Origin of the sequence: Actinoplanes sp. M2I2 (assembly GCF_023544445.1) — a bacterium.
Classification (GTDB): domain Bacteria; phylum Actinomycetota; class Actinomycetes; order Mycobacteriales; family Micromonosporaceae; genus Actinoplanes.
This window is the reverse complement of sequence record NZ_JALPVJ010000004.1, coordinates 141,655-161,664: the sequence shown is the minus strand read 5'-3', so window position 1 is coordinate 161,664 and position 20,010 is coordinate 141,655. Positions and strand designations below refer to the sequence as shown.

Sequence of the window (20,010 nt, the reverse complement as noted above, 5' to 3'; positions counted from 1 at the left end):
CTTCATCGGGCGACTCCCGCCGTGGGCTTGGCGGGCATCGGGTCGGGGAACTGTCCGTGCCCCAGCAGGGCCGCCGTGGCCTGCGCGACGCGGTAGGCGGCCAGGCCGTCGCCGTACGGGTTCCCGCCGAGCGCCATCGCGTCGCGGCGCACCCGGTGCTCCAGCAGCCCGGCCACCTCACTGGTGATCGCGGCCGGGTCGGGCTCGACCAGCCGGGTGCTGCCGGCGTGCAGGGCTTCGGCGTGCCGGGCGGCGGAGCCGATCATCAGTACGGGGCAGTAGGCCGCGAGCGACTCCTCGACCAGGTCCTCGTCATCGGTGACCACCAGGTAGGCCTGGGCGAGCAGGGTGGCGAACTCGAGACCGGGCGCGAAGTCGGCGGCCCGGACGACCTCGAGATCGGGATAGCGGCCACCGAGATAGCGCAGCGCCGGGCCGATCGCCTCGGCCCGCTCGGCCGGCAGGCCCAGCACGATCGTGCGGCGGCCTCGCGAGGGGGCGGCCAGGACCTTGGCCGCGAGCAACTGGGCGGCGTCCTGGGCGGTGCCCCCGGTCAGCAGCGTGTCGCCGGCGACCACGCGCTCGTCCAGCAGGTTCATCGCGGCGAGCGGGGTGGCGGCCAGGTGCACGGTGGTGACCTGGGCGAGCAGACGTCGCTGGGCCTCCAGGACCGAGGCCGACCCGAGATCGCCCGAACGGCGCCCGGCGTCGATCGTCATCACCGGCACGCGTCGCCAGAACGCCGCGAGCGCCGGGGCGACTCCGTCCCGCACGACCACGGCTCCCGGCGTACGGATGGCCCAGAGCTCGTCGAAGCGGCGCATCGTCGCGGTGTGGTCGTCACCGGAGGGCACCGTGATCCGGGGAGTGATCCCGAACGCCGCGAGGGCCTGGCCGACCGCGTCGGGATCGTCGCCGGTGGCCACCGGGACGGGAACCAGGCGGCCCTGCTCGCGCATGGCGAGCGCGACGGGGGCCAGCCGCACGGCCTCGGCCACCGTTCCGGCGACCAGGTGTACTTCGGGCAGCGACATCGACGACTCCGGGGCGTACGCAGGAGGGTCGCGAAACCGGTCGAGGTTACGCGCCGTAGTGGGGACGCCTTGGAAGCTAATTCAGTTACGCAGCGTGATTCAAGAGCGGGAGCGTGGATCTGGCCGAAAGGCCCATTCCAGACGCCTCAATCGGGCTTTTAGGGCGCAAAGTCTCCGCTGATCGTGCGGAGGTGAACATCACGCAGCGTTCAACTGCGGGGCTGATCAAGCAGCGACGGGTCGTCGCGCAGCAGCGCGGCCAGACGACGGGCCGCGATCTCGGTCTCCTCCGGCCGCTCCACCTGCAGCGGGATCGGGTGGGGCAGCGGCGCCGGCATGCCGCGCTGCTCGGGCACCGGTCCGCGCGCCGAAGCGCCGCGCTCGGCCGCGGACGGCTCGGCCGGCGGACGGTGATGGTCGGGGCGGATGCGACGGGTCGGACCGGCCGAGTCGTCCTGGGGTGGCACCGCCGGGCGCGGCTGCGGCGGCATCGTCTCGGCCGACGACTGCGGCGGGACCGGGGGTGGTGGCGTGGCGGCGAACGGGTGCGGCGGATAGGCCGGCGGCTGTCCGCTCGTGGCCATGCCCAGGTCGCGCAGGCGGGCGCCCAGGTCACGCGAGGACTCGCCGGGATCGGACCGGGGGTAGCCGGAATCGCCGGCCCGGGCCTGGGCCTGGGCGTCCGACCCGCCGTAGCGCCGCTCGGCCGTGTCGGAATCGCCGTAGCGCGGCTGGGTCGTGTCGGGGTCGCCGTAGCGCGGCTGGGTGTCGGAGCTGCCGTAGCGCGGCTGGGTCGACTCCGAGTCGTCGTAGCGCGGCTGAGTTGGGTCGGAGTTGCCGTAGCGCCGCGTTGTGTCGGAGTCGGCGTAGCTCAGCCGGGTTGTCTCGGAGTCGGCGTAGCGCCGCTCGGCCGTGTCCGCATCGGCGTAGTGGGCCGGCTCGGCCGGTGGCGGGGAGTTGTAGCCGAACGAGGCCGGGCCGAACCTGTCCTGATCGTCGTGGCTGAGCCGGCGGGTGTCTCCACCCATCTGGTCGGCGGACGGCGCGGGCGCCGCCGAGTAGGGCACCGCCGAGTGAGGCACCGCTGAGTGAGGCACCGATGAGTGAGGCACCGCCGAGTGGGGCACAGCCGAATAGGGCCGGTCGGCCGGCTCGTCGGCATCGAGGTCGGAATCGGCGTGCCGCGGACCGCTGGGCTCGGGGGCCAGAGCCGCCGCGTTCTCGGCGTTGACCTGCACCTGACCCTCGGCCAGATAGAAGTGCAGCAGGAGCGGGTCGCCCGCGCCCTCGACGCCCACGCTCACCCCCAGCTCGGGATGACGGGCGACGACCGCCGCGACCGCCTCGACCAGTTCGGTCACGGCCGCCGGGGTGGTGCCGGGTGCCTCACCGGTCGCTCGTCGGCGCAGCTCGTCACGGCGCGCGAGCTTGTCGAGAGCGTCATCCAATCCGCCTCGCACGTGACCGTCCTTCCGTAGCGGGTCTCGCCGTTCACCACTCTGCCCGCTCGGAGGCTGATTTGGGAACCTCGATCTCAGCGACCCGCCGCACATCAGCCGCCGGTTGTGCTACGACTTCTGCCGGATTGCCTTGTCGAGAGCTTGATCCAGGACGACCAGAAGCGCGTCCCGGACCGACCCGCGAAAACGGGCATCGAAGGACAGCACGGGCACGTCCTCGCGGACCGCCAGGGCCCAGCGCACCTCGTCGAGGCTGTAGCTCATCTGCCCGTTGAACGTGTTGACGCCGACCACGAACGGCAGCCCGGCCCGCTCGAAGTAGTCCACCGCGGGATAGCAGTCGTCGATCCGGTTGGTGTCGACCACGACCAGGGCGCCCAGCGCACCCTTGATCAGGTCGTCCCACATGAAGGCGAAACGCGACTGCCCGGGCGTGCCGAAGATGTACAGCTTCAGCGTCTGGTCGATCGTGAGCACGCCGAAGTCCATCGCGATGGTCGTCGTCGTCTTGGACGTGGCCTGCCCGGGATCGTCGATGCCGACGGAGGCCGAGGTCATCTCGGCCTCGGTGGTCAGCGGCGAGATCTCCGAGATGGCGCCGACGGTGGTGGTCTTGCCGACGCCGAAGCCACCGGCCACGATGATCTTGACTGGGACCGGTGCCTTCTTCGGACGGCCGCCGGTGCCCACCGCGGCGGTGCCGACGACGCGGTCAGGTGATTGCTCGAAGTCCACGGATCACTCGCATGATGGTTTCGGGGTCAGGGGTCTCGTTGTTCAGCACATGGACGTCCAGTTGGCCGGCGGCCCGTAGATCGCCGACGAGGATGCGCGTGACGCCGAGATGCAGGCGCAGCCGGGCCGAGATCTCGGCCACGGACACGGGTTCCAGGCACAGGCCCACGATGGCCCGCATCTCGGGGGAGAGGCGGACCGGGCCGGCGCCGGGGTGGACGGTCACCTGGGTTTCCATCCCGATGTCGGGATCGGTGCCGTCGGTGCGCCCGGACGTGATGACGAACGGGCGCAGAGCAGCGGTCTGCTCGGTGGCCGGCGGTTCCTCGTCCGTGTGCGCGGGACGGTAGCCGCCGGCCGCAAGCGGGCCGGACTGCAGGAACGGGCGGACACTCGGCCGAGCCGGGTGTGCCGGGTCGTCGGGGTCCGGATAGGTCATTGCTGAACGGCGTTCTTCAACTCGGCGATCAGGCGCGGGCTCAGCGCGCCGCCGGCGCGCGTCGCGAACAGCGTCATCTCGTACGCCAGCGTGCCCAGGTTGGCCGAGCGGTCCGCGATGACACCGAGCACTGATCCCGCGCTGATCGCGGTGACCAGGAGGTATCCGTCGGCCATGTCGATGATGACGCGGTTGAGCGAGCCGAGCCGATACCAGCTCGCCGCGCCGCCGGCCAGGCTGGTCAGGCCCGAGACCACGGCGGCCAGGCGCTCCGCGTTGGGCCGGTCCTTGATCGCCGACATCGCCATGAGCAGACCGTCGGACGACACCGCGATGGCCTCGATCACCCCGGCGGTGCCCGAGGTGAAGGAGTCGAGCAGCCAGTTGAACGTCTTGGCCTCGGCGCTCAGCTGGGACTGGGCGTAATCGCGGCCGTTGCCGGTGTCGGTGCTGTAGGGGGAAGTCATCGCGGTTGTCCCTCGGGTTGTGGCTTCGTTTCGTTCAGCGCGAGTGCGACGCCGTACTCGAACTGTTCCATAAGGGCTCGGGCTTCATCCGGGTCCAGGGGCAGGCTCGGCGAGGCCGGCGGGGGGTAGTTGGGCTCGTCCAGCGGCAGGGTGGCGCCGGGCACCCGGCGAGCGAGCGGCGCGTGCCCGGCTGACGGAGGCGAGGACATCTGGGTCTCGGCGACATCCCACTGCGCCCGGCTGACCCCGGCCTCGAAGTCGTCGAAGGCGGCCCGGGCGGCGACCGCGTCGTCCTGGGACGGGGGCCGGGCCGGCAGCGTCCGGCCACCCTCGGCCGGCAGCTGACTGCCCGGCACCCGGCGACGCAGTGGACCGGTGTTGCCCACGCTGGGCTGCGGGGTCTCGGCCGGTCGCGTCTCGGGCGCGGACGGCTGCTGGTAGGCCTGGGGGGCGTACCGGTAGTCCTCTTCGCTCGAACGCTGCTGCGGGATGGCCGGCCGGGCCGGCGGCGGTTCGACCGCCGGCTGCGACCATTCGACCGGGGCCGGCGCCGGGGTCTCGTCGACCGGCTGGGACCAGGTGGTCTGCGGCGGGGACGGCTGCTGGCGCCACGCGCCCGGGCCGGCCGCCGGAAGCTCCGGCATCGCCGCCGGAACCCGGCCGGCGACCGGGGCGTTCAGGTCGTAGTCGGGGGCGGCCACCGGCTGCTGGAAGGCCACCGGCTCCTGGTAATTCGTCGGCTGCTGGTAACCGGTGGGCTGCTGGTAACTGGTGGGCTGCTGGAGGCCCGTCGGCTGCTGGAAACCCGTCGGCTGCTGGAAACCTGTCGGCTGCTGCCAGGCCGGGCCGGGCGAATAGACCGGCTCCGCGTCGTAGACCGGCTGGTCGGCGTACGTCTCGGCCGGGCCGGCGGTCACCTGGGCGGTGGCCTTGATCGGCGCGAAGGCGTTCCACGACTGCCCGGTCTCGAGGGTCTGGGTGGCCCGGGTGAGCACGTTGGCGTCGAACGGCTGCTGGCTGCCGGGGACCGAGGCCCGGGCCGCCGAGCCGGCGATGACCTGCGCGAACTCGGAGGTGTGATAGCTGGTCTGGGCCGGCGTGACCATCGAGGGGAACGGCGGGACGTCCGGCGCCGTGGTGCTGAGAACCCGGGCGATCAGGTGCGACGGGTTGAGGTCGACCCACGCGGTGATGCCGCCGCCGGGCGTCTCGGTCAGGGTGACCTCGATGCCGTGCCGGCGGGCGAGCCGCCCGACCACGAACAGGCCGAGCACCTCACTGGGGGCCAGGTCGAGTCGCTCGCGGCGGGTGAGCCGGGCGTTCTCCTCGGCCAGGCGCTCGGGCGGCATGCCCAGGCCCTGGTCGACGATCGCCAGCCGGGCGCCGCCCCGCAACTCGTTGGCGGTGATCACGACCCGGGTGTGCGGCGGCGAGAACGCGGTCGCGTTCTCCATCAGCTCGGCGAGCAGCAGCGTGAGGTCGGCCAGCACGGCCGGCACGACCACGATCTCCTCCGGGACGTCCACGTCCACCCGGGTGTAGTCCTCGATCTCACCGAGGGCGAGACGGACGACGTCCTGCAGCGGCAGCGGGGCCATGTGCTCGTCCGCGCCGGCCGCGCCGGAGATGACGACGAGGCTGGACGCGTTCCGGCGCAGACGGCTGGACATGTGGTCGAGGCGGTAGAGCTCCGACAGACGGTCGCTGTCGGTCTCGCGGCGCTCCAGGTTGTCGATCAGGGCCAGCTGACGGCCGACCAGGTTCTGCGTACGCCGGCCGACGTGGGCGAACATCTGGGCCACGTTGCGCCGGCCCAGCACCTGCCGTTCCACCAGCCGCACGGCGGTGGTCTGGACCCGGTCGAACGCGCGGGCCAGGTCGCCGATCTCGTCCTGGGCCTCGACGTCGACCGGGTCGAGGCGGATCGGGCGGACCGACTCGGCGTCGTCGTCGGCCACCCTCTCGAGCTCGGCCTCGGCGGCGCGGGCGATCCGGTCGGCCGAGGTGGTGAGGCGGCGCAGCGGCCGGGCTACCGCGCGGGCCATGAACAGGCTCAGCGCGATCACGATGAGCAGCAGCAGCAGCGAGCCGCCACCGATCAGGAAGGCATCCCGGATGGCGGTGTCGCGGTTGTTGGTCACGATCGCGTCCACGTCGGCGGCGACGCGCTTCTCGACGAAGCCGCCCAGGACGAGCACGGACTGCAGCGAGGGGAACAGGGTCTGGATCTGCAGCTGACCGATGGCCGTGGCCGGGTCGGTGGCGGCCAGCTGGAGGAACTGGCTGCCGACGCGGGACGAGAACGCGTCCTGTGCGCCGAGGTAAAGCTTGTACTGGCTGTCGCTGAAGAACGCCTCCGCGTTGGCGATCACCTGCTGGAGCTGGATCAGCGACTGCGAGAACAGGCCGATGAACCCCGGCTGCTTGGTGACCACGGCCGCGGTCAGATAACCGGAGGCCTGGCTGATCAGGTCGTCACTGCGCAGCGCCTGCTCGAGCGCGAAGAGCTGCCGTCCGACACCGGTCTTGAGGTCGGCGCTCGACGAGAGCGCGAGCCCGTTGATGATCGGCGTGATCCGGGCCGTGAACTCGGTGACCAGGTTGTTCGGCAGGATCGCCCGGTTCAGCACGTTCTGCCGGGTGTTGTCGAGCCGGGCCGCGTTGCGCAGGGCCCGGGCGAGCTCGCGGGAGACGTCGTTGTCGTCGTCCACGCGGGCCACGGCATCGCGGGCGGCGGCGCTCTGCACCACCAGGTCGGCCTGGTCGACCAGGCCGAAGAGGAAGCCGACGGACAGCAGGCGCTCCTCCTGGAGCTCCTGCACGGCGGTGCCGACCCGGCCGGCCAGCGCCACGGTGTTCGACGTGTTCTGGGCGTCCGTCGCGGCCTGGACGCGGTTGACGATGATCGGCACGCTCAGCGCCACGACGCCGAGCAGCGGCACGAGCACCAGCAGGGCGAGCTTGCCCAGGATGCGGAACTTACCGAACAGCACCGGACCGCTCCCGCCGTGTCGGGTCGAGGTCGCCGTAGCCGGGCGCCTGGTCGTACGGGTTGCCGTACGGGCCGACCGGGCCGGGGCCCGCTCGGTGGGGAGCGACGTCGCGGGTGGACTCGCCGACCCCGCTCGGCCGCTCCGGCGCCGGCTCGGCCTCGCGGCGGCGGGTGAACGCCGGCCAGGTCAGCGCGCCCAGCACCAGCAGCAGGGCGAGAGCGCCCATGACGACGGCCTCGATGCGGCGGTAGTCGAGCGAGTCGAGCCGGTCGTCGAGCAGCCGGTCCATCTCGCGCAAGGTGATGCCCGCGAGGTTGCTCAGCGCGGTCTGCAGGGTGGTCTGCGCGGTGGACATGGTCGCGGCGTTCGGGGTGCCGGCCGGGTTGGCGCCGCGGTTCATCGCCTCGACCCCGCGGCGGAACGAGTCGAGCGCGCTGACCAGGCTGCCGCTGAGCGTGTCGCTCTCGGTGTTGTCGACCGCGGCCTGCAGGTTCTCGGTGAGCTGCTTGACCGAGTTCTGCACAGTGAGGACCTCGTACGCGAACTGCGCCTGCACCTGGGCCCGGCTGGCGGCCGGCAGGCCCTGCAGCAGGTTGGCGTAGTCGCCCATCCGGTTCACCCCCATCACCGTGGAGGGCATGTCGACGGCCACGGCCTGCTGGAGGTTCGAGATGTCGCCGTCGGGGTCGCGGTTGAGGTCGGCGTTGCGCCGGACGGCGGCGTACAGCGCCAGGGTGAGGTCGCTGGCCTGCACGTGGGCGTTGAGGATGTTGACCGCGCCGGTCACCTTGGGCAGCTTGCTGATCTTGTCTTTCAGATCGGCCCAGCGTTCCTTGGTGCGCAGCTCGTCGCCCAGCTCGGCGTCGACGGCCGAGACCCGGGTCACCGCCGAGGCCAGGGACTCGGGCGGCTCGCTGACCCCCTGGATGCTCGTCGACTGCGACTCGGCGAGGGCACTCACCAGCGGGGTGAGGGCGGTGATGTATTCGACGCCCTTCTTCTCCAGCTGAGTGCTGTCCCGCTTGTCGGAGTTGTCCGTCCAGACTCTCCCGAACAGGACCGCTGTAGGCACGAGAACTAGGACCGTCAGAATCACCGCGAGTGCGGAGCCTAAACGGGTTCGCCGGCTGTTCATTGCTTTAGTCCTCCGCCATGCACGCATACTGAGCCGCTAAAGTGGCTACGTTCCGTAGCCGTCGGGCGCACGGATCCGGGCCAATCTATCCGAGAAAACCTCAAGGAACCCCTTTCCAAGGGCCAGTTCTGTCTCGGCTGATCGGGGGATACAAGGCGCCGTCGTCGTCGTTGTAACGAGCGTTCAGTTCCGATACCTGGGTCAGAAGCCCCAGCCCAGACTGGTTTCGGAAGACGTGAGAGTTATCGCGGCGATGGTAACGGCAGAGCGGCCGGACGAAAAGCCACAAGATCCATAAACATTGACGATAAGACCGGTATCGATGAAGCGATCAGTAGTCAGCCGATTGCTCACAGCAATGACATGGCTGAAAGTGCTGGACCGGTCACCGCATTTCGGTCCCGCTTCTGCCCGGGTGCGCCATTCCCGCGGCTTTTCCCCGGCGCGAACCGGGGAAAAGCCCGAAACGGATCAGATGCGGGCAAGTGCCTTACGAAGGGGGTCGAGACCCAGCGAACCCAGGTTCAGGGCGTCGCGGTGGAACGTTTTCAAATCGAAATCAGCGCCCTTGCGCCGGCGGGTCTCCTCGCGGGCCTGGAGCCAGATGCGCTCACCGATCTTGTACGACGGGGCCTGACCCGGCCACCCGAGGTAGCGCTTCCACTCGAAGCGCAGCGTCTTCTCCTCCATGCGGGTGTGCGCCCGCAGGAACTCCCAGCCCAGTTCCGGCGTCCAGCGCTCGCCCGGGTGGAAGCCGAACGGGTTGTCGCGCGGGATCTCCAGCTCCAGGTGCATGCCGATGTCCACGATCACCCGGGTCGCCCGCAGCGCCTGGCCGTCGAGCATGCCCAGCCGTTCGCCCGGGTCGGCGAGATAGCCGAGCTCCTCCATCAGTCGCTCGGCGTACAGGGCCCAGCCCTCGCCGTGACCGGAGCACCAGCAGAGCAGGCGCTGCCAGCGGTTGAGCGTGTCGGCCCGCAGCAGCGTCTGGCTGATCTGCAGGTGATGGCCGGGAACGCCCTCGTGATAGACGGTGGTGACCTCGCGCCAGGTGGAGAACTCCGTGACCCCCTCGGGCACGGCCCACCACATGCGGCCGGGCCGGCTGAAGTCCTCGCTCGGGCCGGTGTAGTAGATGCTGCCGTCGCTGGTCGGGGTCAGGCAGCACTCGATCGTGCGGGCCGGCGGCTCGATGTCGAAGTGGGTGCCGTTCAGCTCGGTGATCGCCTTGTCGGCGAGCGCCTGCATCCAGTCGCGGAAAGCCTCCTTGCCCGCGATGTTGCGGGCCGGGTCGGCGTCGAGCTTGGCGACCGCCTCGTCGATCGACGCGCCCGAGCCGGCGATCACGGCCGACGTCGCCCGCATCTCCTGCTCGAGGCGGAACAGCTCGGCGAAGCCCCACTCGTACGTCTCCTGCAGGTCGACCTTGGCCCCCAGGAAGTACTGCGAGGCCAGCTCGTACCGCTCGAGGCCGGCGGCCTCCTTGTCGCGACCGCGGGGCGCCAGATCGCGGCGCAGGAACTCGGCGAAGTCGGCGGTGGCAGCGGTGGCCGCCTCGGCGCCGCGGACCAGTTCGGCGGCGAGGGCGCCGTTCGCCTCGAGCCGGCCGGCCAGCCCGCGATAGAAGTCGTCCCGATCGGGGTCCGTCCACGCGTCGCACTGCTCGGCGACGGCCAGCATCTGCGCGCGGGCGCTGATCCGGCCGGCCTCGGCCTCCTCGAGGAGGGTGCGCCGGTATTGCTCGAGCGCGTGCGGCAGGTCGTTGAGCCGGGCCGAGATGTTGGCGACAGCCTCCTCGCCCTCGGTCGGCATCACGTCGAAGACACCGCGCAGGACGTGCAGCCCGCTGCTGATGACGCTGATCTCGCTGCGGCTGACCCCGGCCTCGTCGCGAGCCAGCTCGAGGCCGACGCGTTCCATCATCGCGTCCTTGGCCACCGCCTCGGACTCGTGCTCCGGGTCGATCAGGTCCAGGTCGTTGAGCGTCCGGCGGGCCAGCTCGGTCTGAGCGTCGAAGCCGTCGGGCGAGAGGTCGTCGGTCTTGCCGTCGTGCCCGGCGATCCCCACATAGGTGGCGCCGAGCGGGCTCAGCTCGGCCCACTCCGTGACATAGCGGTCAGCGAGGTCATCAATTCGTCCCACGGCCCGACCCTACGGCCTTTCCCGAGTGCCCGGCGGCCCACTCCAGCAGCCGCTCCATCGACCACGTGTTGACCACCCGTTCCGGGGGCACGCCGCAGAGGGCTGCTCGCTCACAGCCGTACCGGAGCCAATCGAGCTGGCCCGGGGCGTGCGCGTCGGTGTCGATGCTGAACAGGCAGCCGGCCTCGACCGCGACGGTCAGCATCCGCTTCGGCGGATCGAGCCGGTCGGGCCGGGAGTTGATCTCGATGGCCTTGCCGTGCTCGAGGCAGGCCGCGATCACCTTGTCGAGATCGAAGGTGCTCGGCGGCCGGGTGTGGCCCTTGCGGTGGCCCCGATCGCCCGCGCCCTCGGCGGCCACCTTGCGGCCGGTCAGGTGACCCAGGATGTCCAGATGCGGGTTGGCGATCGCGTTCACCATCCGCCGGGTCATCCGCGGGGACTCGTCACGCAGTTTGCTGTGCACCGAGCCGACCACCACGTCGAGCCGGGCCAGCAGCGCGTCCTCCTGGTCGAGCGAGCCGTCGTCGAGGATGTCGACCTCGATGCCGGTGAGGATGCGGAAGCCCTCGGGCAGCGCGTCGTTCAGCTTGGCCACGTAGTCGAGCTGGCGGCGCAGCCGGGCCGGGGGCAGCCCGCGGGCGACGGTGAGCCGCGGCGAGTGATCGGTGAGAACGAGATATTCGTGGCCCAGCTCGACGGCGGCCAGCGCCATCTCCTCGATCGGTGAGCCGCCGTCCGACCAGTCCGAGTGGGCGTGGCAGTCGCCGCGCAGCGCCTCGCGCAGCTTGCGGGCCGCGCCGTTCAGGTCGGTGCCCTCGGTGCTCTCCAGCCGGCGCAGATAGACCGGCTCCTCACCGGCCAGCGACTCGGCGATGCAACGCGCGGTCACCTCGCCGACACCGGACAGCTCGCCCAGCGTGCCGGCGGCGGCGCGCTCGGCCAGCTCGGTCACCGGCAGCGCGGCGACCGTCGTGGCGGCCGAGCGGAACGATCGGACCCGATAGGTCGACTCGTTCGCGCGCTCCAGCAGGAAGGCGATGCGCCGCAGGTCGGCCACCGGATCACGAGACGGCATGCCGCCAGCTTAGAGACCCTCCACAGCTAGCATCGCGGGCATGCGGACGATCGACTGGGTGGACGGCGCCATTGAGATCATCGATCAGACGGTGCTGCCCGGGGAGCTGAAGATTCTCCGTCTGCACACGGTGGGCGAGCTGGTCGCGGCGATCCAGTCGCTGGCCGTACGCGGGGCTCCGGCCCTGGGGGTGGCGGGCGCCTTCGGGGTGGCGCTGGCCGCCCGGGTGCACGCCGACGATCCGCCGGCGCTGGCGGCCGCCGTGCACCGGGTGGAGAACGCCCGGCCCACCGCGGTCAACCTGGCCCGGGGCGCCCGGCGGGCCGCCGCCCTGCTTCCCCACGGGCCCCGGGCGGTGCTGGAGGAGGCCTGCCGGGTGCGCGACGAGGAGATCGCCGCCTCCGCCGCCATGGCCGCGCGCGGCGCCGATCTGATGGTCCAGCTGTGCGGGGCCCGGCCACGGCTGCTCACCCACTGCAACACCGGCGGGCTCGCGGCGGTGACCGTCGGCACCGCGCTGGGCGTCGTCCACGAGCTGCACCAGCGCGGCCAGCTGGCCGGGGTGATCGCGAGCGAGACCCGGCCGTTGCTGCAGGGTGCCCGGCTCACCTCGTGGGAGCTGTCGCAGTGGGGCATCGAGCACCGGGTGGCCGTCGACTCGGCCGGGCCCTTCCTGATGGCCCGGGGCGAGGTCGACGCGGTCATCCTGGGCGCCGACCGGATCTGCGCCAACGGCGACGTCATCAACAAGATCGGCACGTACGCGCACGCGCTCGGCGCCCGCCGGGCCGGGATCCCGTTCGTCGTGGTGGCGCCCGAGTCGACGATCGACCTCGACACACCCCACGGCGGCGCGGTGCCGATCGAGGACCGCGGCCCGGCCGAGATCACGCCGTGGGCCGCGGCCGTCAACCCGGCCTTCGACGTGACCCCGCACGACCTGGTGACCGCCATCGTGACCGACCAGCGGGTCCTCACCGCGTCACCGGCCGCCATGGCCTGAGCCGGGTTCGGCTACCGCGGCGCCGGTCGCCGCTTGAGCCGGGTTCGGCTACCGCGGCGCCGGTCGCCGCTTGAGCCGAGTTCGATTACCGCGGCGCCGGTCGCCAGGGCTTGAGCCAGTCGGTCTCCGGCCAGCCCTCGGCCGCGGCCATCAGCGGGTACGCCGTGGCGCCGTCCACCGTCTCGCGGACGATGTCGGCGTGGCCGCTGTGCCGCGCGGTCTCCTGGATCAGGTGCAGCAGGATCCAGCGCAGCGTCCAATGGGTCATGTCCTTGCTGTTCCACGGCACCGAGTGGTCGATCTCGACGCGGTGCCCGAGGTCGTTCAGCTCGGTGACCGTCTTGTCGGTCTGCTCGGCGATGCTGTCGTAGCGGGCCAGCACGTCGTCGATGGACTCGCCCTCGGCCAGGCGGAAGTTGTTCGCATACCTCTCGTAGTCGAGCACCTCCTGCTCGCCGCGCACCTGACCCATCCAGCCGGCCTCGGTCGAGGCGCAGTGCTTGATGAGCCCGCCGACGCTCAGCGAGCCGGCCGAAGGGGTCGCACGAAGTTGCTCGTCGGTGAGGCCGTACGCGGTCAGCCGCAGGACGTAGCGCATCTGGGCGAGATAGGCGAGAAGGCCCTGCTGTTCGTTGTCGATGGCGCCGACCTGACCGGGCATTGCGGGCTCCTTGGGTACGCGGTTTCGCTGGCTGCCACCACGCTACGAACGATTGCGGTCAGTTTCCGGCCGCATTGCCGAAACCGTGGTCCGGTCCTCGGCGACGGCGGTGACCCAGCCGCCCGCACGGCCCAGGTCGAGCAGCACGTCGGTCCCGGCCGGCAACTCCGCGGGCACCTGATCGGCGACCGGCCAGGCCCGGCGCAGCTCGACAGCCGGGCGCAGGGCCGTCGTCAGGGCCGCCACCGGGTCGGGAGCGTCCAGCAGCGCGCGCATCCGGTGCAGATCGGCGAGCAGGTGGTCGAGCTCGTCCTTGACCGCGGCGGCGTTGCCCCCGCACATGGCGGCGATCAGCTCGGCGCGGGTCGCGGCCACCCGGGTGCCGTCGCGGAACGAGCCCGCGGCCAACGTGGCCGCCGGTGGATTGTCGCGCAGCTGGCCGGCCAGGGCGGCGGCGAACAGGTGGGGCACGTGGCTCACCTGGGCGACCACGCGGTCGTGCTCGGCTGCGGTGAGCGGGACGACCCGGGCGCCCAGCCGCGTGAGCAGAGCGGCCAGGGTGAGCCAGTCGGGAAGGGCGGTCACCCCGGGCTCCAGGCAGAGGACCCACGCGCAGCCGTCGAACAGGGTGGCGTCGGACGCGGCGAAACCGGAGGTCTCCTTGCCGGCCATCGGATGCCCGCCGACGAAACGGGGTGGGGCCAGATCGCGTACGGGGCCCTTGACGGAGGTCACGTCGGTGATCAGGCCGCGGTAGGCGGTCAGGTGATCGAGGACGGCCGGGAGGGCGGGGAGCGGCACGGCGAGGACGGTGAGGTCGGTGCCGGCGATGGCGTCCGGGACGGAGGCGGCGATCGGGAAGCCCGCGGTGGCGGCCTGCTCGCGGGTGGCCGGGTCGGCGTCGTAGCCGGTCACCCGGTGGCCGGCCGCGGCCAGGGCGCGCAGCAGGGATCCGCCGATGAGCCCGAGTCCGACGACCGCGATATCCATACCGGGAACTTTTCCACATGCCCTGTGGACAACGCGCCTCCGCCGCTCCGCCGCTCCGCCACTCCGCCGCTCGCGTGCCTGGGCGTCTGGGCGACCTTCAAGATCAGCCGTTCGGTCAGCCGCGGCACGACGGGGCGACTGCCAGGTTTGTCCGTTTCGCACAAGGTTGAGTCAGCAAGCCGCGCCTACGGTGATCACGTGACATGCCGGGCGCAAGCTCGGTCTGCTGGCAGGAGCGGTTCACGCGGATTCTTTACTCTCGGCAGCACGGGACCGCACCCATCGGGCGAGGGTGCGGTCCCGTGTGTATACCTAGGGCGCGTTTCAGGCCTTGCAGTTGTGCGAGCGCTTCCAGGCGGCGACCTCGTTGACCGGGCTCTTGGCGCCCTTCTTGCGCCACGAGGCGAGGTACGAGTACGGCCAGACCACGCCGCGGCGGACCTTCCAGTCGCCGACCTTGGCGCACGGCGGCGAGATGCCGAAGTGCAGGTGACAGACGTTGTTGGCGTTGCCCGTCCGGCCGACCTTGCCGAGCTGCTGGCCCGCGGTGACACGGGCGCCCTTCTTGACGCCGGACTGCACCTTGCTCAGATGCGAGCCGTAGTAGCGCACACCGTCGTCGCCGAGCAGCGACACCGACATGCCGCCGTTGTTCGGGCCGTCGGGCGAACCCTTCACGTACTTGTCCGTGAGGCTGACCTCGAGGACCACGCCGCTGGTCGTGGCCACCACCGGCTGCCCGCAGTCGGCGAAGATGTCGGTCGCCTTGTATTTCGAGTGGGTGGTGTGCCAGTCGACGTTCGACGACTTGACCGGGAAGACGTACTTCACCGCCTTGGCCGCCGGCGCCGTGGTGGTGCGCGACGGCGCCGGTCGGGTCGCCGGGGGACGGGTGCTGGCCAGGCCGCCGGCCGGCGACGCGGCCGGTGAGCTGGTCTTGACCGGAGCCTGGGCCGCCGCCCGGGTCGTCGCCGGGGTGGTGGCCGCCGGGCTGGTCGTCGTGGTGGCCGCGGGGTCGACGAACTGCGGGGTCGCGGTGGCGTTGCCGCCACCGGCGTTCCCGCCGCAGCCGGACAGGCAGACCACCAGGACGGTCAGACCGGAGAGGGTACGGAGCAAAGGCACCGGGCCATCGTGGCAGAAGTCGACCGGTCCCGCCGACCCGTGCTGGCTAGCGCCTGCTTCGTGGTGGGGGTCGAGTCGCGGTGCGGTCCAGGTGTCGTCTGGGTGTGCGCCGGAATTGCCCGGATACCGGTGTTGTATCTGGGTGATTGCGGCGTGCGGCCAGACGGCGGCTGGGCCACGCCGGGGCCCGGCTCCCACCACGAAACGGGCGCTAGGCTGGCACGTGGGCGAACGCTCGGTAGAGGCGGAGGTGGGCCGTGGCGGACCGGCAGGACATCTGGCAGACGACCGCGCCGTCGCCCTATCCGGGGCCGCACGGCGAGCAGCCGGTGGCCCCGATGCGGGCGCCCTCGGGGCTCTTCCCGGGCTCGTCGCGGCCGACGTACCGCGAGCCGCACCCGGCCGGCGCCGGTCCGCTGCTCGCCGGCCTGGGCGCCGGCGCGGTCTGGCTGACGCTCTTCGGCGCGCTCGGCCGTGACCTGGCCGGTTATGCCTGGTGGACGATAGGGGCCGCGGTCAGCGCGTGGGCGGTGGCGCTGGTCCTGACCGTGATCGGCGACCGCGGGACGGCCGTCGGCGTGGCGCTGGCCAGTGGTCTCGGTTTGTCCGTCGCCATGGCGTTCGTGGCCGGTCGGTGGATCACGACACAGGACTGGCCGCTGTGGTGATTGTCCGGTCCTGACCGGCTTGTCGGCGACCCGATGTGCCGTCTTCGTCGCGGTGAGCATTCCTGCTGATGTAAAGAACACCGGGGCTTGACTTAAAGACTTGAAAAGGTTCAACCTCGGCTCATGCCCCCCGCATCCCCACGGCTCGATCCCGATCGTCGCCGACGCCGGCTCGAGTTGCTCGCCGCGCTCGCCAGCGCGAAATCGGCCCGGGAGACCAGGCAGCCCCAGCGGCTGCGGCGGGCGCGCCTGCGCGAGCTCATCGCCATGCGTCGTCGCCTGGTCAACTGACTTCCGCCGCTCTCAAGGCGTGGCGCGCCGCACCCGCCGTTCTTGCCGCTACCGTCACTCGCGAGGACATACGTCGCGTGGGGGGAAAGTTGTCGACATTCGCTGCCGCCGTGGGCCGGGGCAAGAACGGGTGGACGGCGTCCGAGGTGGACCTGAACGGACTGGCCGACATCGACGAGGTTGTCGACGCGATGCGGGACGTCGAGCCGGACGCCGACGTCACACTGCTCTTCGTCGAGAGCGATGACCAGTATCTGGCCATTCTGCGTCTGGACGAGGGCGAGGACCTGCGGGTCTTCGGCTCCGACTCGGCGTTCGCGGACGAGTCGCGGATCGGCGCGATGCTGCTGGGCGAGATCGAGGCCCCGGCGCTCGAAATCGACGAGCTGACCGCGGCGGCCGACGACGATGACGAGACCGATCGGCCCGCGGCCGATCCCGATGCCGACCCGGTGGGCGACGCCGACGTGCTCAACGACCTCGGCCTCAACGCCAACCGGCTGCTCGGCCTGTGCGGGCGGGAAGGCATGCTGCCGGCCGACGTGACCGCCGAGATCTGCCAGCGCATCGGCTGCGGCGACGAGGTGGAGGAGTTGCGCGAGGCGTGAGCCTGGTCGCTTCGCCGCGCCACGAAGCCTGGATGCGACGGGCCCTCGACGTGGCTGCCGCCACCGGGGACGACGTACCGGTGGGCGCCGTGCTGCTCGACGCCGGGGGCCGGGAGCTGGCCGCGGCGGGCAACGAGCGCGAAGCCACCGGCGACCCGACCGCTCACGCCGAGATCCTGGTGCTGAGACGGGCCGCCGAACAGGCCGGCACCGGGCGCCTCGACGGCAGCACGCTGGTGGTGACGCTCGAGCCGTGCACGATGTGCGCGGGAGCGCTGGTGCTGGCCCGGGTGTCGGTGCTGGTCTTCGGGGCCTGGGAGCCCAAGACCGGTGCGGTCGGGTCGCTCTGGGACGTGGTGCGGGATCGGCGGCTCAACCACCGGCCCGAGGTCTACTCCGGCGTCCTCGCGGACGAGTGCGCCGAGCTGCTCCGCGGCTTCTTCCGCTGACTTCGGTCGCGGCCTCCCGTACGGAAGGAGGCCGCGACAACGACACGCGGCGCCGGCCGAAGCCGCCCGGCGAACTGCTGAGGACATGCCAGCGTCGGACGCGCCCAGTTCAGGGTGAGTCCGGCTCAGGAAGCGTCCGGGTCAGGACGCGTCCTGCTCAGGACGCGCCGGCGATCGCGGTTTCCAGGCCGATCCGCACCATGTCGCCGAAGCCCTGTTCGCGCTGGACCGCATCCATCTTGGCGCCGGTCTTGATGTGATCGCTGACGGTCAGGATGGTCAGGGCGCGGGCTCCGTAGCGGGCGGCGATCGTGTAGATCGCGGCCGACTCCATCTCGACCGCCAGCACGCCGTAGTCGGCCAGGGAGTCGTACAGGTCGGGGCGGTCGGTGTAGAAGGCGTCGGCGGCGAGGATGGGGCCCACGCGCAGCGCCGTGCCCTGCCGCTCGGCCACCTCGACCGCGGTCCGCAGCAGGCTGAAGTCGGCCACCGGGGCATAGTCGATCAGCCCGTCGAAGCGGGACCGGTTCATGTTCGAGTCGGTCGCCGAGCCGATCGCGGCGATCACGTCGCCCAGCTGGAGGTCGGGCGCCAGTGCCCCGCACGAGCCGATCCGGATGATCGACTTCACGCCGTACTCGTTGATCAGCTCGTGGGTGTAGATGGACGCCGACGGCATGCCCATGCCGGAGCCCTGCACGGACACCGGGACGCCCTGGTAGGTGCCGGTGAAACCGAGCATCCCGCGCACCTGGGTGTAGCACTTGGCGTCCTGCAGGAAGGTCTCGGCGATCCACTTCGCCCGCATCGGGTCGCCCGGGAGCAGGACCCGCTCGGCGATGTCGCCCGGCTGTCCGCCGATGTGCACGCTCATCGTCCTGTGTCTCCTCGCTGGTTCATACCGCTCATACCGCGATCCTGCCAGGTCCGCCCTGGTCGGCCCGGCTGGGAGCGGCAAAGGGGAACCCGGCTGCCGACCCCGCCGGGCGTCCGGTAACCTACTTCGCGGTGGTGTGTCCGAGCGGCCTAAGGAGCACGCCTCGAAAGCGTGTGAGGGTGCAAGCCCTCCAAGGGTTCAAATCCCTTCACCACCGCCACCATGCAGGGCGAACGCCCGGCGACTCTGAGTGAGTCGCCGGGCTGTTTCGTATCTGGTCTCAGTTTTGGTCTCAGTTCGCCTGAATCGGCACCCCGGCTGCCCCGTCGTCCGGGTCGTCAACGTCCCTCGCGGATGGCTGCCACAGCAGCCCGCCAACCTTCTCGGCCACGTCTCGACGCACCTGCTCCGTGATGTGCTGGTAACGCTTCGCCATCGCGGAGTTGGACCACCCCATGATCCCCATCACAGCGCGCTCGGCAATCTCTAGGATCAGCAGCACAGTTGCCGCGGTGTGCCGGGCGTCGTGCAGCCGGGCGTCACGTAGGCCGGCCGTCGCGAGTAGCCGTTTCCACTCGTCGTAGTCTGTCCGGGGATTTAGCGGGTTCCCGGTCGGGCCAGCGAATACCCAACCGCCATCAGACCACAATTGCGCGGCCCTCCGCCGATCGACCTGTTGCGCTATCTGGTGTTGCCGCAGGAGAGATACGAGCTGATCCGGCAGGCCGATTCGACGGCGGCCAGCTCTTGATTTGGTGTCGGCCGTCGCCGCGCGAATAGGTTTCCGGTCAGGACAATGGCCCCCGTATTTACGTCCGCAAGGCTTGGTGCAACCGTGTTCCCAGCGTGGGCGGAGTCGAGACCGTCGGACGAAAAGCGTTCCCACGGCCAGATCCACGTCTTCCCATTGCAACCCGAGCGCTTCGCCCTGCCGTAGGCCGAGTGCAAGCGCGATCGCCCATCGGGCGCCGTTGCGTTCCAGCTCGGCCGCCGCTAAGAGCAACCGCTGCACTTCCTCGACCGAGTACGGCTCGACTTCCGTGTCGTCCAGTCGCGGGGCCTTGGCGAGCCGTGCGGGATTTCGGCTGAGATGCCCCCGGCGCATCGCTTCGTTGAGCGCCGTGCGCAGCGTCCGAAGTGTTTGGTGTGCCGTCGCTGGCTTGCTACCGCTCTCCTGCATCTTGCGGGTTAGCTTCTCGACATGCTCGGGCGTGAGCTTTTCGAGCCGGTGAGCACCGAGTCCGGGAATCAGGTGCACGGTCACGGCGACTCGATAACCGGATGCCGTGTTCTCGCGGACGTTGGGCGTCGCAATGTTCTCCAACCAGTGCGTGAGCCATGTCGCAACCGTCCAGGTCTCGCCGGCCTTGCGCAGGGTCCCTCCGTCCCGTTCACGCTCAATAGCACGGACCTTTGCTTTTACAATCTTTTCGGATTTTCCCGTGACATGTCTGCGATCGGGCTTTCCATCATCTCGGGTGCCGACGGTCACGCGACCGTGCCAACGACCGTCGGCACCCTCGTAGATGGACGATTCGCCGTTGCCGCGGCGTTTCGTCATTCGTGTCTCCCTAATCAAGCGGCGGGCAATTGTGTTTTCTGTTCGCGTAGCCGGTTGATGTATTCAGTAAGGCATTCGGCCGGAATGCGCCGCAGTCGGCCAATGGCGACAGATTCGATTTCGCCGCTGGTGATGAGCGCGTACATGAGGGTCCGGCCGATTCCTAGTCGCTTCGCTGCTTGCTCGATGGTCAATACGAGAGGGGCGGGGTCGGTTGCCATGACGGTCTCCCCGTGGGTGGGTGCGGCAGGGTGATGAGGCGCCACATGAGGTCCGTTCCGGCCATGCGGCAGC

At 70.7% G+C, this 20,010-nt stretch carries 20 protein-coding genes and 1 tRNA gene; 6 read left to right on the top strand and 15 right to left on the bottom strand.

Going from position 1 to position 20,010, the window contains the following annotated elements:
* Positions 1-2 precede the first annotated feature (2 nt).
* The 9 genes from HJC40_RS08665 to HJC40_RS08625 form a co-directional block, all read right to left on the bottom strand.
* Positions 3-1,034 carry a UDP-N-acetylglucosamine 2-epimerase gene (locus tag HJC40_RS08665; RefSeq protein ID WP_250000037.1) on the bottom strand — a complete coding sequence of 344 codons (1,032 nt, stop codon included), beginning with the start codon at positions 1,032-1,034 and terminating at the stop codon, positions 3-5.
* Between the two features lie 209 nt (positions 1,035-1,243).
* The gene (locus tag HJC40_RS08660) at positions 1,244-2,494 is read right to left on the bottom strand and encodes a hypothetical protein (protein WP_250000034.1); all 1,251 of its coding nucleotides are present in this window, start codon (positions 2,492-2,494) and stop codon (positions 1,244-1,246) included.
* Positions 2,495-2,602: 108 nt separating this feature from the next.
* Positions 2,603-3,136 carry an ATP/GTP-binding protein gene (locus HJC40_RS08655; protein ID WP_374271514.1) on the bottom strand — a complete coding sequence of 178 codons (534 nt, stop codon included), beginning with the start codon at positions 3,134-3,136 and terminating at the stop codon, positions 2,603-2,605.
* 70 nt (positions 3,137-3,206) lie between these two features.
* Positions 3,207-3,668 (bottom strand): DUF742 domain-containing protein, encoded by a 462-nt coding sequence (locus HJC40_RS08650; RefSeq protein ID WP_250000028.1) that lies wholly within the window; start codon positions 3,666-3,668, stop codon positions 3,207-3,209.
* The gene (locus HJC40_RS08645; RefSeq protein WP_127498838.1) at positions 3,665-4,135 is read right to left on the bottom strand and encodes a roadblock/LC7 domain-containing protein; all 471 of its coding nucleotides are present in this window, start codon (positions 4,133-4,135) and stop codon (positions 3,665-3,667) included. The genes HJC40_RS08650 and HJC40_RS08645 overlap by 4 nt, the downstream gene beginning before the upstream one ends.
* Entirely contained in the window at positions 4,132-7,128 is a 2,997-nt protein-coding gene (locus HJC40_RS08640) for an ATP-binding protein (RefSeq protein ID WP_250000025.1), read from the bottom strand. The genes HJC40_RS08645 and HJC40_RS08640 overlap by 4 nt, the downstream gene beginning before the upstream one ends.
* The gene (locus tag HJC40_RS08635; RefSeq protein WP_250000022.1) at positions 7,115-8,200 is read right to left on the bottom strand and encodes a hypothetical protein; all 1,086 of its coding nucleotides are present in this window, start codon (positions 8,198-8,200) and stop codon (positions 7,115-7,117) included. Before HJC40_RS08635 ends, HJC40_RS08640 begins: the two co-directional genes overlap by 14 nt.
* A gap of 534 nt (positions 8,201-8,734) precedes the next feature.
* A complete protein-coding gene (locus tag HJC40_RS08630) occupies positions 8,735-10,405 on the bottom strand; it encodes a DUF885 domain-containing protein (RefSeq protein WP_250000018.1) in 1,671 nt (556 codons plus the stop codon).
* Positions 10,392-11,483 (bottom strand): PHP domain-containing protein, encoded by a 1,092-nt coding sequence (locus tag HJC40_RS08625; RefSeq protein WP_250000016.1) that lies wholly within the window; start codon positions 11,481-11,483, stop codon positions 10,392-10,394. The genes HJC40_RS08630 and HJC40_RS08625 overlap by 14 nt, the downstream gene beginning before the upstream one ends.
* A gap of 40 nt (positions 11,484-11,523) precedes the next feature.
* On the opposite strand from HJC40_RS08625, the gene mtnA reads away from it, so the two are divergent.
* A complete protein-coding gene (mtnA, locus tag HJC40_RS08620) occupies positions 11,524-12,486 on the top strand; it encodes an S-methyl-5-thioribose-1-phosphate isomerase (RefSeq protein WP_250000010.1) in 963 nt (320 codons plus the stop codon).
* 85 nt (positions 12,487-12,571) lie between these two features.
* Here the strand turns inward: mtnA and HJC40_RS08615 are convergent, their stop codons facing one another.
* The 3 genes from HJC40_RS08615 to HJC40_RS46580 all read right to left on the bottom strand — a co-directional run bounded on the left by HJC40_RS08615 (position 12,572) and on the right by HJC40_RS46580 (position 14,968).
* Positions 12,572-13,147 (bottom strand): DinB family protein, encoded by a 576-nt coding sequence (locus tag HJC40_RS08615; protein WP_250000007.1) that lies wholly within the window; start codon positions 13,145-13,147, stop codon positions 12,572-12,574.
* Positions 13,148-13,189: 42 nt separating this feature from the next.
* On the bottom strand, positions 13,190-14,299 hold the full coding sequence (locus HJC40_RS08610; protein ID WP_308200873.1) for a prephenate dehydrogenase/arogenate dehydrogenase family protein: 1,110 nt from the start codon (positions 14,297-14,299) through the stop codon (positions 13,190-13,192).
* Between the two features lie 162 nt (positions 14,300-14,461).
* Positions 14,462-14,968 carry a M23 family metallopeptidase gene (locus HJC40_RS46580; protein WP_374271512.1) on the bottom strand — a complete coding sequence of 169 codons (507 nt, stop codon included), beginning with the start codon at positions 14,966-14,968 and terminating at the stop codon, positions 14,462-14,464.
* Between the two features lie 632 nt (positions 14,969-15,600).
* Between HJC40_RS46580 and HJC40_RS08600 the strand changes: the two genes are divergently transcribed.
* The 4 genes from HJC40_RS08600 (at position 15,601) to HJC40_RS08585 (ending at position 17,278) form a co-directional block, all read left to right on the top strand.
* Positions 15,601-15,930 carry a hypothetical protein gene (locus tag HJC40_RS08600; RefSeq protein ID WP_250000738.1) on the top strand — a complete coding sequence of 110 codons (330 nt, stop codon included), beginning with the start codon at positions 15,601-15,603 and terminating at the stop codon, positions 15,928-15,930.
* Positions 15,931-16,053: 123 nt separating this feature from the next.
* Positions 16,054-16,221: a hypothetical protein gene (locus tag HJC40_RS08595; RefSeq protein WP_249999997.1), complete on the top strand. Its 168-nt coding sequence runs from the start codon at positions 16,054-16,056 to the stop codon at positions 16,219-16,221.
* Positions 16,222-16,310: 89 nt separating this feature from the next.
* Positions 16,311-16,829, top strand: a complete 519-nt coding sequence (locus HJC40_RS08590; protein WP_249999995.1) for a tRNA adenosine deaminase-associated protein — start codon at positions 16,311-16,313, stop codon at positions 16,827-16,829.
* A gap of 32 nt (positions 16,830-16,861) precedes the next feature.
* Complete coding sequence (locus HJC40_RS08585) at positions 16,862-17,278, top strand: nucleoside deaminase (RefSeq protein WP_250000737.1); 417 nt, start codon at positions 16,862-16,864, stop codon at positions 17,276-17,278.
* A 157-nt stretch (positions 17,279-17,435) separates the two neighbouring features.
* On the opposite strand, the gene deoD is transcribed toward HJC40_RS08585, so the two are convergent.
* Positions 17,436-18,152: a purine-nucleoside phosphorylase gene (gene deoD, locus HJC40_RS08580; protein WP_249999992.1), complete on the bottom strand. Its 717-nt coding sequence runs from the start codon at positions 18,150-18,152 to the stop codon at positions 17,436-17,438.
* A gap of 133 nt (positions 18,153-18,285) precedes the next feature.
* Here deoD and HJC40_RS08575 point away from each other — a divergent pair.
* Positions 18,286-18,375: transfer RNA gene (locus HJC40_RS08575), tRNA-Ser, on the top strand.
* A gap of 72 nt (positions 18,376-18,447) precedes the next feature.
* Here the strand turns inward: HJC40_RS08575 and HJC40_RS08570 are convergent.
* A complete protein-coding gene (locus HJC40_RS08570) occupies positions 18,448-19,716 on the bottom strand; it encodes a site-specific integrase (protein WP_249999989.1) in 1,269 nt (422 codons plus the stop codon).
* A gap of 14 nt (positions 19,717-19,730) precedes the next feature.
* Complete coding sequence (locus HJC40_RS08565) at positions 19,731-19,937, bottom strand: helix-turn-helix domain-containing protein (protein WP_249999987.1); 207 nt, start codon at positions 19,935-19,937, stop codon at positions 19,731-19,733.
* Between the last annotated feature and the right edge of the window lie 73 nt (positions 19,938-20,010).